The 17210-nt window shown below is 31.6% G+C and carries 17 protein-coding genes; 15 read left to right on the top strand and 2 right to left on the bottom strand.

The annotated features are described in order from the left end of the window. The first annotated feature begins 39 nt into the window (after window positions 1-39). From BK011_05125 to BK011_05170, 10 genes are all read left to right on the top strand, one after another. Window positions 40-666 (top strand): hypothetical protein, encoded by a 627-nt coding sequence (locus BK011_05125; protein AUD65090.1) that lies wholly within the window; start codon window positions 40-42, stop codon window positions 664-666. Then, the gene (locus BK011_05130; protein ID AUD65091.1) at window positions 663-1451 is read left to right on the top strand and encodes a hypothetical protein; all 789 of its coding nucleotides are present in this window, start codon (window positions 663-665) and stop codon (window positions 1449-1451) included. Before BK011_05125 ends, BK011_05130 begins: the two co-directional genes overlap by 4 nt. Next, complete coding sequence (locus BK011_05135) at window positions 1429-1983, top strand: hypothetical protein (GenBank protein ID AUD65092.1); 555 nt, start codon at window positions 1429-1431, stop codon at window positions 1981-1983. The genes BK011_05130 and BK011_05135 overlap by 23 nt, the downstream gene beginning before the upstream one ends. Then, on the top strand, window positions 1980-2651 hold the full coding sequence (locus tag BK011_05140; protein ID AUD65093.1) for a hypothetical protein: 672 nt from the start codon (window positions 1980-1982) through the stop codon (window positions 2649-2651). The genes BK011_05135 and BK011_05140 overlap by 4 nt, the downstream gene beginning before the upstream one ends. Before the next feature lie 209 nt (window positions 2652-2860). Further along, on the top strand, window positions 2861-3394 hold the full coding sequence (locus BK011_05145) for a translation initiation factor IF-3 (protein ID AUD65094.1): 534 nt from the start codon (window positions 2861-2863) through the stop codon (window positions 3392-3394). A gap of 18 nt (window positions 3395-3412) precedes the next feature. Further along, a complete protein-coding gene (locus BK011_05150; GenBank protein AUD65095.1) occupies window positions 3413-3613 on the top strand; it encodes a 50S ribosomal protein L35 in 201 nt (66 codons plus the stop codon). A gap of 16 nt (window positions 3614-3629) precedes the next feature. Continuing rightward, complete coding sequence (locus BK011_05155; GenBank protein AUD65096.1) at window positions 3630-4226, top strand: 50S ribosomal protein L20; 597 nt, start codon at window positions 3630-3632, stop codon at window positions 4224-4226. A gap of 59 nt (window positions 4227-4285) precedes the next feature. Beyond that, window positions 4286-5743: a hypothetical protein gene (locus BK011_05160; protein AUD65097.1), complete on the top strand. Its 1458-nt coding sequence runs from the start codon at window positions 4286-4288 to the stop codon at window positions 5741-5743. Between the two features lie 390 nt (window positions 5744-6133). After that, the gene (locus BK011_05165; GenBank protein ID AUD65098.1) at window positions 6134-7192 is read left to right on the top strand and encodes a peptidase M28; all 1059 of its coding nucleotides are present in this window, start codon (window positions 6134-6136) and stop codon (window positions 7190-7192) included. A gap of 65 nt (window positions 7193-7257) precedes the next feature. Beyond that, window positions 7258-7797: a 16S rRNA (guanine(966)-N(2))-methyltransferase RsmD gene (locus BK011_05170; GenBank protein ID AUD65099.1), complete on the top strand. Its 540-nt coding sequence runs from the start codon at window positions 7258-7260 to the stop codon at window positions 7795-7797. A 26-nt stretch (window positions 7798-7823) separates the two neighbouring features. Here the strand turns inward: BK011_05170 and BK011_05175 are convergent, their stop codons facing one another. Continuing rightward, on the bottom strand, window positions 7824-8660 hold the full coding sequence (locus BK011_05175) for a hypothetical protein (protein ID AUD65100.1): 837 nt from the start codon (window positions 8658-8660) through the stop codon (window positions 7824-7826). Between the two features lie 136 nt (window positions 8661-8796). Between BK011_05175 and BK011_05180 the strand changes: the two genes are divergently transcribed. After that, on the top strand, window positions 8797-9015 hold the full coding sequence (locus BK011_05180) for a hypothetical protein (protein AUD65101.1): 219 nt from the start codon (window positions 8797-8799) through the stop codon (window positions 9013-9015). Between the two features lie 47 nt (window positions 9016-9062). Here BK011_05180 and BK011_05185 read toward each other — a convergent pair whose 3' ends face one another. Beyond that, complete coding sequence (locus tag BK011_05185) at window positions 9063-9707, bottom strand: acyl-phosphate glycerol 3-phosphate acyltransferase (protein AUD65102.1); 645 nt, start codon at window positions 9705-9707, stop codon at window positions 9063-9065. A gap of 142 nt (window positions 9708-9849) precedes the next feature. On the opposite strand from BK011_05185, the gene BK011_05190 reads away from it, so the two are divergent. Genes BK011_05190 through BK011_05205 form a run of 4 tightly spaced genes read left to right on the top strand, consistent with a single transcriptional unit; the run spans window position 9850 to window position 17118 of the window. Beyond that, window positions 9850-11805 (top strand): DNA topoisomerase IV subunit B, encoded by a 1956-nt coding sequence (locus tag BK011_05190; protein ID AUD65103.1) that lies wholly within the window; start codon window positions 9850-9852, stop codon window positions 11803-11805. After that, window positions 11805-14399, top strand: a complete 2595-nt coding sequence (locus BK011_05195; protein AUD65104.1) for a DNA topoisomerase IV subunit A — start codon at window positions 11805-11807, stop codon at window positions 14397-14399. The genes BK011_05190 and BK011_05195 overlap by 1 nt, the downstream gene beginning before the upstream one ends. Next, complete coding sequence (locus tag BK011_05200) at window positions 14389-16053, top strand: hypothetical protein (protein AUD66153.1); 1665 nt, start codon at window positions 14389-14391, stop codon at window positions 16051-16053. Before BK011_05195 ends, BK011_05200 begins: the two co-directional genes overlap by 11 nt. Window positions 16054-16065: 12 nt before the next feature. Beyond that, the gene (locus BK011_05205; protein ID AUD65105.1) at window positions 16066-17118 is read left to right on the top strand and encodes a hypothetical protein; all 1053 of its coding nucleotides are present in this window, start codon (window positions 16066-16068) and stop codon (window positions 17116-17118) included. Window positions 17119-17210 lie beyond the last annotated feature (92 nt).

A 17210-nucleotide genomic window follows, 5' to 3' on the forward strand; every position in this document is an offset into this window, starting at 1 on the left:
AAAAGAAATCCCTTACTATGAGATAGGAGGGATTTTTTTATGAAAAAATTACTATTTGGAATCATCTTATTTTTAATGTTCATGCTTATTAGCCACAAGAGTCATGCAGACTCTAACTATCAGTCTTTTGAAGAGATCACGATGTCATCAGGTGAACTTTTAAGTGATTTTTCATCTTCTGATTATAAAGACTATTACAAAAAGGTAAACAAAAGAAAGTTTATGGGATGGAGAGTTCATACTGTTAATGAAGATGTAGAAGTTTCCTATATCACAGAGACCTTATTTTCGTATTATAACGATGGTTATACCGCAATTGAGTATGAATACAAACTGGACCAAAAAACGACGTCTAAGGTTAGTTTATCCTCTTCTGGTTCGATTGGGATAAAGCATAATGGCACCAAGCCAACATTTAAGCAAAATCTAGAAGGATCACTTAAATTATCTGCAGATTACACTACAACAGAATCGAGTGAAGAATCATATACAGTGTCATTAGAAGTTGATCCTGGAACTCAAGTAGATCTTTATATTTACGGAGAAGGTTTAATCACTAATGGTGTTGCGGCACGATACTTTTTTTGGTTAAGATCTCATAAAGGCGGTTTTGAGGCCTTTGTTGTAACGACACAATATCAAAGATTAGAGAAGAAACGCATATGAAAAATCTTGTGATTTATGTGTTTATCGCAGTTATTGTTATTTTTATGGTGGTTTTAATCAATAAAAATGAGGAAACACTGACACCAAAAGTATTAACTGTAGATACATATTATAGTTATATTGATCAGTATGATGCAGTTTTTTATATTGATTTTTACCTATCAACACGTATGCATCCATTAACAGAAGTTGAATCATATGCTAAGACTATGATACATGATGAAAGTTTTGATAAATCATTAGATTTAAGCTTAAATGAGGTGATCTATAGACATCAAGAATACTACTTAAGTGAAATATATTACAAATACACATATGCTTTCGACATGCCAGTTTTAACTTATGATTTTGATATCATTGATTGTTACTTAGAGATTGGTTTAACCAATGAAACAGTTTATGATTTTTATGTAGGCTCTCTATCTTTAAAAACAATCCATGATGATAGTAATCATCTAGATTGGAAAGCTTTATCAGGCACAAAAAAAGAAGGTTCGTATTTATCAAGATTAGATTCGATTACTATAACTTATGAAACATTAAATGAGCATATCAGTCATGTTTCACTTGGAAACTTATATGATGTCACTTTTGAAGTTATTGATGATCACATCATCATAAAAATACCCTATAAAGCACAATTATTTAATGCTTGCCCAATTTTCATTACATTTTCTGATTATGAAACAGAAGTATTTAATTATTTTATTTATATCAATGACTATGAAGTTTTAAAACAATCTGGACAGCTCATCTATCATTATGCACTTGATCAAATTGCATGAAGCTAAAAAGCATTATTGCTCACAAATATTTAACTTAGTCATTGAAAAAAACGATTTTATCTTAGTAAGTGGTGAAAATGGTAAGGGTAAAACGACTTTAATTGAGCTCATATTAGGATTTAAACACCCTGATCAAGGTATGATTGATAAAAGACGCTTAAGGATTGGATATGTACCAGAAACAAACATGTTGCCACCTTTAATTAAGGCTAGTGATTATTTAGAAACATTATCTAGGATAAAAAAAGATATATTACATGAGGATTTGATTCATTTATTTAGAATACCATTATATAAATATATTTATCAGTTATCAAAGGGTAATCAACAAAAACTAGCATTGTTATCCGCATTTATTGGAAGACCAGACCTCATCATCTTAGATGAACCTTTATCTGGTTTAGATCAAGATAGTATTCACGAATTCATAGGCTATATGAAGCAAAAAGTTAATTTGGGATTAAGTTTTTTAGTATCTACACATCAGCCTCATCTTTTTAATGATCTTGTAACAAAAATGCTCATCTTATGATAAAACTTCTATTTATGTCATATGTAGATAGAAAAAAAGTTATGATATTATTTATATTTGAAATGCTTGTTTTGTTATTCATGACGCTCATTGTCTATGAAAAAGATGCAACACTAGAGATGATGCTTACACCAAGATACTATCAAAATTATATCTCTGAAGTATTTACACAAGTATTTATCATGGTCAATGCTATGTTTGTCTTGTTTTTAGTCATGGATCATGATCAGCCATTTATCAAACCGTTGTTTGCCTATTTTGGACGATTAAGAGTTAGTGTTTATAAATACATATTTTACATGCTTATGATTGGATTTTATGGATGTTATGTCTATGCTAGTTGTGAAATAGCCATTCATGTCTTAACGCCTATAAACGTGCAGATAGATTTACATACACTCTTATATATGTTTTTAGATATGGTAATTCTTGTAAATCTAATACTCATATGTATGAAACACAAATATAAGAGTTTATCCATCATAATCATCATGATTTATATTGTTTCAATGTTCTTTTTGGAGTCAATCTCCTTTAATTATCAATACATATTACCTATATATAATTTGAGTAAAAACTATCATTTACTTGAACTTTGTTATAAAATATGTTATATTTTTCTTGGTTTCATGTTGTATTTACTAAAAAGCATCAATGAACAACTATAAAACCAATGAAATCCTTGACAATTACTCATAAATTGAGTATAATTTAAAAGGTAGTGAAAAGAAGAGGTACCCTCTCGCCTGATGGACAAATTCATGGGCAAAGCAGTCACATTTAAAATTTTTTATTTTAATTGACATTCAAAGTGGGTACTTATACGTAACCACTTTTTCTTTTCATAAAAAACATATTAATTTGCGGAGGTGAAAATATTAAGCAAAATCAAAACAAGAAATCTACTGAATTAGTAAACGAATCGATTCCAAATGTCAAAATCTTATTTATTGACGATGAAGGTACAAATCATGGTGTTATTCCAAGAGATCAAGCATTAAAAGTGGCAAGTCAAAAAGACTTAGACTTAGTTGTTGTTTCTCCGGATTCAAAACCTATGGTAGCAAAACTTATGGATTACTCGAAATATCGTTACGATCAACAAAGAAAACTCAGAGAAATGAAGAAAAACCAACGTGTTGTTGATATTAAGGAAATTAGACTAAGTCCAACCATTGACAAACATGATTTTGATACGAAACTTAAACATGCATTTAAGTTTTTACAAAAAGGTGACAAAGTAAAAATCACTATTCGTTTCTTTGGTAGAATGATCACTCATCAAGAAGTTGGAAAAGAAGTGATCAAACGATTTATTGAAGCCATAGGAGATCAAGCAACTGTTGAATCTTATCCAAAAATGGATGGCCGCAATATGATCGCAATTATTGCACCAAATCAAACTAACTAACAGAAAGGACGTATTCACATGCCAAAACAAAAGACACATAGTGGATTAAAGAAAAGAATTAAAATTACTGGTACTGGTAAATTAATGCGCGGAAAAGCATATAAAGGACATTTAGCAGCATCAAAAACAACGAAACAAAATAGACAATTAAGAGGCGAAACAAGTGTTCATCCATCAGATGAAAAACGTATTAAATCACTTATTTCGAACCTTAAGTAACAGGAGGAACTAGAACATGCCAAGAGTTAAAGGTGGAGCGACAACAAGACGTCGTCGTAAAAAAATATTAAAGTTAGCTAAAGGTTACTTTGGCTCAAAACGTGCTTTATATCGTACAGCTCATGAACAAGTTATGCGTTCATTAGCATATGCTTATAGAGATAGAAAACAAAGAAAAAGAGAATTCAGAAAATTATGGATTACTCGTATCAATGCAGCTGCAAAATTAAATGGAATGAAATATTCTAAGTTGATTCATGGTTTAGCACTTGCTAACGTACAAGTGAACCGTAAAATGCTAGCTGATATTGCAGTTAACCAACCTGAAGATTTCAAAGCTTATTGCGCTTTAGCACAAGCAGCTTTAGATGGATACATTCCTCCAAAGACTGAAAACAAAGTTGAAGTTAAAAAAGAAGCTCCTAAAGCTAAGAAAGAGACTCCAAAAGAAGCTCCTAAAGCTAAAGAAGAAGCTCCTAAAAAAGAAAAAGTTGATTACTCAAGTATGCTAGTAACAGAGCTTAAAGAATTATGTTCTGAAAGAAACATTACTGGTTATAGCACAATGAGAAAAGCTGAATTAATTGAAGCTTTAGAAGAATCAGATAAATAAAAATGTAAAGAGTGGCTTTTGCTGCTCTTTTTTTGTATAATTAAATTAAGGAGTATACTATGAAATCAAGACTAATAATTGCACTCACACTATCTATTTTAATCCTGATTTTGATGCCGATTGCCTTAAGCCTTTTCAACATTAGAGGACGAGGTATTTTTATGATATCTGCCATTGTTTCTTTTGTCTATATTGGTGTCTATGTTTTTGGAGGTATACCCAAACTCATCATTTATGCGATTTATGGCATTGTTATAGCAGTCGTTTTATCCATGATTCCTTATGATTACCAAATGCCCGTTGTTATTATTGGTACTCTGTTATTCATATTAAATCCACTATCTGTATTTGAAGAATATTTGGAATCAAAGATGAAAGATGAAGATGTATTGCCTATACATATAAGTATTCGCGGATCTTATTGGCCATTTTTTGAATATCGAAAAGAAATGAAAAACTTTTATCATTTGCCACAACAAAAAAAATTATATACTAAAAAATGGTATTTGCATGCTAGACAAATAACAATGGTTTTATTATATACACTTGGTGTTTTTATATTTATACATCAAATAAGTTATATTGCCAATCGAATCGATGACATTAACTGGTATAATTTTTTCACGTTATATGTTGTAATTATTGTATTTTTACTTGCATATTTTGTGCATTTAAAGGGATTTACATCAACATTTAGAACATTTGGTATATCATTATTTCCACCAATTATTTTTATGCTCATGATCTCAGATTTTCCAGATGCACTCAAGTATTCGCTTGCCGGATCATTTGTGATCTTCGGACTTGTCATAGGCACCATTGAGCTCATCAATCTTCATAAACGTGTTGCCTACGATAGTTATAAATACTATGATGTTGATCAGCAAATGGAAGTGCATGCAAACGCGCTTTTTGAACCATTAGTGTATAATGAGACATTCACGTTATGTGGTCACTATCAAATCAAAAAATCAAAAAAAGAATTTAGAAAACATTTTCAAGATATCTTAATTTATGCAAATTTCTTTCACTTCATCATCACAGCTTATGCGATTGATAAAGATACTGTTCATTTATATGCTGAGTTCAATACAAAAGCAATGAAAAGAGCGCAAAAATTTAAAACATTCTTGGAGTCTAAATACAAAACAACTGTACCTTTGGATCTTCAATCTGATCCTGAAAAAACACTATATGAAGAAAAATTCTTCCATAGACCAGAATATATTATCGCAAGAGCACAAAGACTTGCTGAACTGCTAAAAGAACTCAACATTGATTCAAGCATCATTATTTCGATTATTGCATACTTTAAAAATGAATCAGATATAAAATCATTATCAGATGAGTATCAAGTATCAATTATGCCAAATATGAAGGTTGATGATTATATTACCGCTAGAATTGACATTAAGACCATTAATAATGAGTATATGATTGAAACAAAGATAAGAGATGTGCTTTTAAATCTATTGATCAGTCAAGGACAGTTTGTTCGGATATCTGTATACTATTAAAAAAATAAGTCCATTTTCATGGACTTTTTTCATATATTTAATTAATGACATATTACTTATTATATATTATATCACAGGCATTTTGTATATGCAATCAAAGAGTTTTATAAATAGCGATTAAAAAGATTATAAAGCCATTAATCGTACGTAAAAAACTTGACATAAAAAGTAAAGAATGATAAATTAAAACTATCCTAGGAAGCAGCCGTGGAACCCAAATCTTTTGATAGGGAGTCAGACGATACGGGCGTGAATGCCAAGTCATTGGAATCCCGAAGTATTGATAAGTTGACACCCACTTGAACCTAACCCGTTCTCACAGCTTTCTAGGCTTTTTTTATGCTAAAAAAAATGTTATAATATAGCTAACTTAAAAAAGGAGTTTTTTTTATGGATAAAACATATGAAATATTAAAGACATTATCGTTATTACCTGGTGTTCCAGGTCAAGAAAAAAAAGTTAGAGCATATATCAAATCATCTTTAGAAGGACATGCAGATGAGTTTATTGTTGATAACTTAGGATCGTTAATTGCAATTAAAAAACATGATGGTCCTAAAGTCATGATAGCAGGACATATGGATGAAGTTGGATTACTTGTAACTCAAATTACTAAAGAAGGATTTGTTAAGTTTCAAACTTTAGGTGGTTGGTTTTCACAAGTGATGCTTGCACAAGTATGGGATATACATACACCTAAAGGTGTTGTTACAGCTGTAACAGGCGTTAAACCTCCACATATTATTCCTGCTGAAAAAAGAAAAGAAGCCATTTCAATTGAGTCTATGTATTTAGACATTGGTGTTTCAAGTAAAGAAGAAGCATTAGCACTAGGAGTTCTGCCTGGTCAAATGGTTACGCCACACAGCGAGTTTAAAGTTTTAGGCAGTGGTAAACACTTACTTTCTAAAGCATGGGACAATAGAATAGGTAGTGCTGTTGTCATGGAAGTCTTAAAACAGTTAGATCAAACTCCAAATGAGCTTTTCGCTACCTTCACAGTTCAAGAAGAAGTTGGGCTTAGAGGAGCTAAAACTTCAAGTTATGTTGCTCATCCTGAAATTGCGATTGCAGTTGATACAGGACTTGCTAATGACGTTCCTGAAGGCGATAAAAACGAGCAATCATTAGGAAAAGGACCACAAATCTTACTATATGATGGCGGATTAGTTCCAAATCAGAACTTAAGAAGATTTGTGATTGAAGTTGCTAAAGAAGAGGGCATTCCTTATCAAGAAGCATTTATTACTGGTGGTAGAACCGATGCAGGAAACATGCATCTAGCCCATCAAGGTGCTTTGGGATTATCGATTGGCATACCTACAAGATATATGCATTCACATACATCAATTATTCATTATGATGATTATGAAAACACTGTAAAATTAGTATTAGCAGTCGTTAAAAAGCTTGATCGACAAAAAGTAGATGAACTATTAAATAATTAAACACCGAAAGGTGTTTTTTTAAAGGAAATTTGCTATAATACATTTGTGAGTGTGGGGTGAAAAAAATGAGAATTATTGCAGGATACCATAAAGGTAGAATATTAAAAAGAGTTGGTAAAAAAACAACGAGAGAGACCGCTGATATGGTTAGAGAATCAGTATTTAACATGATTCAAGGAAAGTCTTATAAGATGGTTTTAGATCTATTTGCTGGTTCAGGTTCTTATGGTCTTGAAGCCTTATCTAGAGGTGCTAAATATTTATATGCAATTGATAGAGATAAAGATGCAATTAAGACTGTTTTTGATAATGCAAAGATGCTCGATGTAACAGAACATATGACGATTTTGCAAAGAGATTACGAGCAGTTTTTAAAGGGCGTTGGAAATATCTATTTTGACTTAGTATTTATTGATCCTCCCTATGATTTTGGTTCCTATGATTTATTATTAGAAAACATGAACGATTTAGTGGAAGAAGATGGAATTGTTGTTGTTGAAACTAAAAAACAAAATGTTTTACAAGAAAAGTATAAAGATCTAGTAAAAACAAAAGAAAAAACATATGGTATTAAACGAGTATCCATCTATCAAAAAATGATATAAAAATAGGTATCCCACAAGGATACCTTTTATTTTCGATATTTCTTTTCTTTAAGTTTCGAATAACTTAATTTATGCTTTTCCAGTTTAATAATTGCGTCATGATACTTCATGAGCTCTTGAATATGATCTTTATATCCAAGTTCGATTTTCTTAAACTGAGGATCTTCGATGTCAAATACTTGTGAGGTTGCAATCCAATATAAATAGTGTTTTTCAACAAGTTTTTTATGCTCATATAGATAGATGGTTGCAAACTTATCAATCAAATAGTCTTCATTCTTATAAATATCTTTAATAGTTATTATTGCCTTTTTAGGCTCTAATATGTGTTCATATATATTTTCTTTTTGTTTTCCAACAATCAGGATAATCTTATCTAATCTAAATGCTCTTAACTGATATAACATATAAATGCCATAAAGAATCACTCCAGATGATAGAGCTATAAGTAAATAGAATAGCAATCCTTCAATAAAAAATACAGTTAAGCCAATGACAACTAATGCAAAGAAAAACATCAAATAAATAAATTTTTGGAGATAAGATGTTGTAAAGATTTCATCTTTTGATTCTTTAAATTTTGTTCTCTTTATTTTCGGTGTTTTAAACCTAAATCCACCCGTGAATTTAATAAATAAAACACTTGAAAACAAGATTGGAAATACCATAATGATAAAACTATAAAGCAATAGATATGGATCATCTAGATTTATTGCGATTGGGATCCACTCATAGAGTGTTGATATTAAAATAACACCTAAAAAGATATAAGACCACTTGATTTTACCAAAGACACGGTAAATAAAATGGGCAATGATAAAATAGGAAATAATACTAATTAAAAATCTAACAATATCATTCATAATTAACTCCTAAAAAATAGTGATTATGTTTTAGTATAAGTAATTTTCACACGATTGTCAAACTTTAGCGATTAACGCTTGTATTTTATACTTTTATCAAGTAAAATAAGTATGGAAGAAGAAGGAGTGATTAAACATGATAGAAGTTTGGGTATTTATTGTATTTTTAGTCGTTGCATTACTTGTTGGTGGCGGTGTTGGATTCTTCTTATCTAGAGGCTGGTTTAAAAGATATCTAGAAAAAAATCCACCAGTTAATGAACAAATGATTCGCGAAATGATGCGTCAAATGGGACGTACACCATCTGAAAAACAAGTCAGACAAATATTAAATTCAATGAATCAATATAAATAAGACATCTTGCATGTCTTTTTTTATGCAAAAATAAAAAAAAACAAGTTTTAGAACTTGTTTTCAGTACCTTCTCTTAATCTCCTGTAGTTTTGTTTATGTCTTACAAAAATGATTGTTGCAAGCACACAAATGACTACAAAATCCATAATCCTAGTCGATAGATTATAAAGCGGATGTTCAAATAATATTCTAATCAAGAAATATAAGACAACACCACTAGCCGCAATAGTCGATGATAAAGAGACATATCTCGTTGTAAAAAACATAATTAAGAATACTACAAGTACGCCTAATGCAACCCATGGCTCAATTGCTAAGATCATTCCAGCTGAAGTCGCAACCGCTTTACCACCTTTAAAATTGATGTAAATTGGAAATACATGTCCAATGACTGCAGCCATACCATATATACTCGATATATTGATATTATACTCGCTTACAATAAATAAGGATTGATCACCTAAGAAAAAGACAAAAGCGATGACTAGAGCACCTTTTAAGACATCAAAGACAAATGCAAAAATACCTGTCTTAAATCCTAATACTCGAATAGCGTTGGTTGCACCTGTATTTTTTGATCCATGTTCTCTTATATCTATGTTTTTAAATACTTTTCCAATAATGAGTCCACTTGGTATGCTACCAAGAAAATATGATAAGATCATAAGCAAACCTATATATAAATAAGTCATAAATTCACCCCGTTACTTAACAATTATATCACAAATTTTTTTAAACAACATTTAAAAAATAAAACATAATCAAACATTGTGTATGACCATATTTTTTGATATAATAATATCATAAAAATAAGATGGTGATGATGTGAGCAAAATGATAAAACAATATGATGAAACGTCGATTCAAATCCTAGAAGGTTTAGAGGCAGTTAGAAAACGTCCTGGGATGTATATTGGATCAACCGATCAAAGAGGGCTACATCATTTGGTATGGGAAATCGTCGATAACTCTATAGACGAAGCCCTATCAGGTTATGGTAGCGAAATAACATGTACAATTAAAGCGGATAATAGTATTGAGGTTTCTGATAATGGACGCGGTATGCCATATAAAATGCATACATCAGGACGTCCAACAACAGAAATCATTTTTACTGTTTTACACGCTGGTGGTAAGTTTTCTGAAGATAGTGGCTATAAAGTTTCTGGTGGTCTACATGGTGTTGGATCATCAGTAGTTAATGCACTATCACAATACTTAGAAGTTACCATACATAGAGATAAAGGTATTTGGCACCAGAAGTTTACAAATGGCGGTAAACATATTTCAAAATTAGAAAGAATCGGAGATACAAAAAAAACTGGGACAACAGTCTTATTTAAACCAGATCCAAAGATTTTTTCAACAACTTTATTTTCTTATGATTTGATTAAAGAACGTCTTAGAGAACAAGCGTTCTTAATTAAAGGATTAAAGATTACGATCATTGATCAAAGAAATAATCAAAAAGAATCATTTCAATACCATGAAGGTATTAAAGCATATGTTGAATTTTTAAATAAAGATAAAAAAATCATCAATGATACCTACGTGATTGAACAAGCATATCGTTTAGAGCATAAAAAGACAAAAAGCATCGAAGTTGATATTGCCATTCAGTTTACACATGGTTATATTGAAAATATTTTATCCTTTGTTAATAATGTTAGAACCAAAGACGGTGGAACACATGAAATTGGGTTTAAATCAGCTTTAACAAGAGCTTTAAATGATTACGCTAGAAAATATGCACTTATTAAAGATAAAGATCCTAACTTGGATGGTTCAGATATACGCGAAGGTTTAACAGCTATCGTTTCTTTAAGAGTACCTGAAGATGTTTTAGAGTTTGAAGGCCAAACCAAAGGAAAACTTGGAACACCAGAAGCAAGAAATGCAACAGATAGTGTTGTCTATGAAAATATTACAACATATTTAGAAGAAAATAGAAAAGTTGCTAGTGAAATCATCCAAAGAGCAGTGAGTGCTCAAAAAGCTAGAGATGCTGCTAGAAAAGCTAGAGATGAAGCAAGAAACGGTAAAACTAAAAATAAAAAAGAAATAACCTTATCAGGTAAGTTATCACCTGCACAATCTAAAGATAAGAGTAAAAATGAATTATTCTTAGTCGAAGGGGATTCAGCTGGTGGGTCTGCAAAGCAAGGTAGAAACCGCAAGTTCCAAGCAATCCTGCCTTTAAGAGGTAAAGTTATTAATACTGAAAAAGCAAGTTTAGACCAAATCTTAAAAAATGAAGAAATTGCAACCATGATCCACACCATCGGTGCTGATTTTGGTAATGATTTTGATATCAAAAAATGCAACTATCAAAAAATCATCATTATGACCGATGCGGATACTGATGGTGCACATATTCAAGTGTTACTTTTAACTTTCTTCTTTAGATATATGAGACCACTGATTGAAGATGGTCGTTTATATATCGCCCAACCACCTTTATATAAAGTGTCTATTAAAAAAGGTAAAAAGGAAGAGTCTCATTACGCATGGAGTGATGAAGAATTAAGAGAGCTTATTAATGGACATCAACAAGTTAGTATCCAAAGATATAAAGGTTTAGGTGAAATGAATGCACCGCAACTTTGGGATACCACAATGAATCCTGAAAAGCGTTCATTAATTCAAGTAAAGATTGATGATTTAGGTAGCGCTGATAGACGTGTCTCTATTTTAATGGGCGATCAGGTTGGACCACGTAGAGAATGGATTGAAGAAAACGTAGATTTCGAAATCAGCGATGATTTTGATTTAGAAATAGGGGTGGAATAATGTCAGTCATCAAGAAAATTGACGATTTTGTCGAAAACATCATTGAATCTACCGTAGAAGAGATTTTTAGTGACCGGTTTGCTAGATATTCTAAATATATCATTCAAGACCGTGCACTTCCAGATGCAAGAGATGGACTTAAGCCAGTTCAAAGACGTATTTTATACGCGATGCAACAACTCGGTATGTTCCACAATAAACCACATAAGAAATCAGCAAGAATTGCTGGTGAAGTCATGGGTAAATATCATCCACATGGAGATTCTAGTATCTATGAAGCGATGGTCCGATTATCACAAGACTTTAAAATGCGCTCAATTTTAATTGATATGCATGGTAATAATGGGTCAATCGATGGTGATAGTGCAGCGGCAATGCGTTATACAGAAGCAAGATTATCGCTTGCTGCAGAAGCATTATTAGGAGATATCGATAAAAGAACAGTACCATTTGTCCCTAATTTCGATGATGAAGAATTAGAACCTACAGTTCTTCCAGCGAAATTTCCAAATCTTTTAGTCAATGGTGCAACAGGTATTTCTGCTGGATATGCAACAAAAATACCACCACATAACTTAAGAGAAGTTATTGATGCAACTATTTTATATTTGGATAATGACCAAGTATCTTTTAAAGAAATATCTAAGATCATTAAAGGTCCAGATTTTCCTACAGGTGGTATTGTTCAAGGAAAAGAAGGCATTTTACAAGCACTAGAAACTGGTGCAGGTAAAGTGATTATTAGAGCAAAAACAGAAATTGAAGAAATATCTAAATCTCAAGATCGTATTGTTGTCACAGAAATCCCTTATGAGGTCAATAAAGCTGATTTAGTTAAAGCCATTGATGTCTTAAGAATTGATAAAAAAATCGATGATATTATTGAGATTAGAGACGAATCAGACCAACAAGGATTAAGAATAGCGATTGACCTTAAAAAGGGTGCAGACGCGAATTTAATGCTTAATCTGCTGTATAAATCAACAGATCTTCAAGTCGCATACAACTATAATATGGTTGCAATCTTAAACCATAGACCGGTTTTAGTGGGTGTTCTTCCAATATTAAAAGCTTATGTAGATCATCAAAAAGAAGTGATTACTAGTCGTTCAAACTATGAACTCGAAAAAGCCCAAAAGAGACAACATATCGTACAAGGGCTGATTAAGATGGTTTCAATTGTTGAACAAGTCATTAGAACCATTAGAGAGTCTAATAATAAGGCGAACGCAAAAGAAAACATCATTGCTCGTTTTGGGTTTTCTGAATTACAAGCTGAAGCGATTGTTACATTACAACTGTATCGCCTATCTAACACGGACATTCTAGCTTTAGAACATGAAGATGAGGCACTATCTGATAAAATCAAAGAGCTAGAACACATTTTATCATCAGAACATGCATTAAGACGTGTGATTAAACGTGAACTATTAGATGTATCAAAACTCTTAGGTGATGACAGACGTTCACAAATCGAAGAAGAAATCGAGACCATTCGAATTGATGAAAAAGATTTAATCACTGAAGAGCGTGTTATGGTTGGTGTAACTAAAGAAGGTTATATCAAACGTGCATCTACAAGAAGTTATCAAGCAACACAACAAGCAGGACTTAAACAAGATGATGCAATGATTTTTGAAAAAGAAGTCAATACGCTTGATACATTGTTGATATTTACAAATTTAGGTAACTATATATTCTTACCAGTTTATAAAATCGATGATCAAAAATGGAAAGATCTAGGCATATACATCAATAACATTACGCCAATTGAAAAAGATGAGGCCATTATTGATACGCTTTGTGTTTCAAGCTTTAAAGATAATGATACCATTCTTTTAGCAACCAAAGATGGTATGATGAAACAAGCTAAACTTGCAGATTTTGAAGTTACTCGTTTTTATAAATCGATGAAATGTATGAAGTTAAATGATGGCGATCAACTTCGTTCAGTTCATTATGGGCAAAAAGAAAACATCATTGCGATATCAAAACGCGGTTATGTTTTAAGATATTTGACAAATGACCTTCCTTTATATGGCTTACAAGCTGGGGGAGTAAAAGGTATGAATATTGCTGATAAGGATGAGCTTGTCAAAGCACTTTATGTAAGTGAACGTGATGAGTTTATTATGTTATCTGTCAGAGGTCACGTGATTAAAGATGTTGTTGAAGAACTACCAATTTATAATAGAAATAGACGTGGTATCTTGGTTGTAGAGCATTTAAAATCAAACCCACATGATTTAGTATCGGCTGATCGATTATCAAGAGCACAAGTTAAAGAAGATGTACCTGTCTTAATCATTACCGAAAAAGAAGCAATTCACACAACTGTTTCAGAACTAAAATATAGTGGTAACAAGTTTGGCAAAAAAATCTACGATGATCAAAAATTAGGCATGGCAGAAATCATCAAAATAGATGAAGCCTCTGAGGATATAGATGTTCATAAACCTGTCAAAAAGCCACAACCAAAAATTGAGAACATAGAAGAACCTCTTGATATACTTAAAGAGGAAGAAGTCATCACAAAGGATCACAAAAAAATTCATTTAAGTAGATTTGATCTTTTTGATGAAGATGAAGAATAAGGGAGAAAACATAATGAAATTTACAATTAATAATGAAGTGCATACATATGAAAAACCACTTGAACTAAAAAAAGTTGCGAAAGATGTCGGTATAAAAGATGCATTAGCAGCTACAGTAAATATGCGCTTAAGAGAACTCAGTTATATACCAACTGAGGATGCAAAAGTTGAGTTTCTAAACTATACGGATCCAGATGCGATAAAGATTTATGAATCAACATTAAGATATGTGGTTGCGATGGCAGTCAAAAACCTCTATCCAAACGCAAAAGTACGCTTTAATTATAGTATTTCAAGATCCATACTTGCAGTATTTGATCAGTTTAATGGTATTTTAAATCAAAATACTTTAGATGACATTGAAAAAGAAGTTAATGATTTAATTCAAAAAGATTTGCCAATCGTAAGAAAGAGAATTTCTTTAGGAGAAGCAATGAAGCTTTATGATGAACTTGATATGCATGACAAAGTAGAAATCTTAAAATATAGAGATGAAGACTATGTAAACCTTTATGAGTGCAACAACTATATTAACTATATGTTTGGATACATGTTACCCTCTACAGGATACTTAACTACATTTAATTTCATTCTTTATCATCCAGGATTTTTAATCCAATATCCAAGAGCTGAGTTCGATGGGAAAATACCTCCGTTTAAGGATGAACCAACATTTGGCAAAGCATTAAAGGAAGCTAGCAAATGGGGTAGAATCATCTCTGGAAATACTATTCCTAAGATGAATAAATTTGCTAAAGAAGTCGTCTCTAGCGTTGATTTTGTAAATATGTGCGAAACAAAACATGCACATCAATTAAATGAACTTGGTAATTTAATCGAAAATAATATTGAAAATATTAGATTAATCGGTATTGCTGGTCCATCATCGTCAGGTAAAACGACATTTTCTAATCGCTTAAGAATTGAATTGATGACTAGAGGTATTAAACCTGTGATGATTAGTATCGATGATTATTATTTTGGAAAAGATCATGCGCCAAAAGACGAGTTTGGGTTACCTGATTTAGAGCATGTTGATGCACTTGATGTAGAGTTGTTCAATCACGATATGTTGAAACTGATTCAAGGTGAAAGTGTTACCTTACCTCACTTTAACTTCCAAAAAGGTAAACGAGAAGTTGGAAAGACTATTCAAATTCCAAGCGATCAACCTATTATCATAGAAGGCATCCATGCATTAAATGAGAAACTGACACATTCAATTCCAAAACATCAAAAGTTTAATATTTATATTGCACCACAGACGCAGCTTCATATCGATGATCATAATCCAATTTCAATTACTGAATTAAGGTTATTAAGAAGAATCGTTAGAGATCAAAAATATAGAAATTCTTCTGCATCAGACACAATGGATATGTGGCCTAGTGTTAGACGTGGTGAGTTCAAATGGATTTATCCAAACCAAAAAGAAGCAAATTACGTCTTTAATTCTGAACTAACGTATGAGTTAGCAGTATTAAAGAAACACGCTGTAGCTCAACTTAGAGCGATACCTAAAGATAATAAACACTTTATTACCGCAAATAGACTACTGAAATTCTTAAAATATTTTATGGACATTGAAGATGAACTGGTCCCTTGTAATTCTCTTTTAAGAGAGTTTATTGGAGGAAGCAGTTTTAATCACTAGAAAGGATTAACCATGAAAGCATTAGCAAATATAGACCGCATACAGATCACAAATGAAGTCATGTTACTTTTACTATCCTTATATGAATCAAAAGGCAAGTCATTTTACTATGATGAGCTTTTTAATCGTGACTTAAGTGCATTCGAAAAAAACACAATGGAAACAAACTTAATATCGATTGCATCATATTTAGAACTTAACATGACTGAGCCTAGGATTAAGTTATTTGCTAAAAAGAAAATGGTTCCTCGTACCAAAGATGAGCATTGTTTGGCAAATATAAAGGTTGCACTTCAGCAACTACAATCAAACCCTGAACAATTTGAACTTCTAGTCAACGAGATTAACAACCTAGCTAAGTTATTGTCTAAAGAATATGATCATATTCAATTTAACACCTATGATAAAGCTGAAGATGGCATGTTAAAGACTAAGAAAATTTCTAAAAGAGAAGATTTAGAGCACTTATTATCTTTGTTCGAAAAGAGCTTAAAATCAAAGAAACATGAACTTACACAGTTGATATCAAACTTTTATGTCGATTTTATGAATATGAATATTTATAATCTACATAATGATATTGTTGGAATGATCGTCTTATATGCGATTTTACTCAAACATTTTAATGTATTTAAGTATGTAAGCTTCTTTAAATACTTTTTGAAAGTTAAAGAAACTTGGCACTCAGGATTAATCACAGCAAATTATTATTGGTCTAGTGGATTTGCACAAACCGATATGCTTAACAGATTGCTTGTTAATTTATTGATTGAAGCATACGAAGAAGTAGATCAAATGGCTCATGAGTATGAGTTCGAGAAGAATCTAAACAAATCAGATAACATAGAAAATAGTATATTAAAGCTTCAAGAAGTATTTACAAAAGAAGATTTAAGAAAAAGACATCCAAATGTGAGTGACGCAACAATAGACCGTACACTTAAACGACTAAAAGATGAAAACAAAATCAGACCTCTTGGTCGAGGTAGAGGTTCTAAATGGCAACGCATTATTAAAGGCAACAAGAAAAACATTATGGAGCAACTCTCATTGTTTAACGAATAAAGGCCATGTGCCTTTTTTTGTTAAATAATTTGCATATTTTAATATTTATTTAAATATATGTTGTATAATAAACTGGAAAGTTGAGGGATAAC

It is taken from the genome of Tenericutes bacterium MZ-XQ, assembly GCA_002838205.1.
In the GTDB taxonomy this organism is placed as follows: Bacteria; Bacillota_I; Bacilli_A; order Acholeplasmatales; family Acholeplasmataceae; genus Mariniplasma.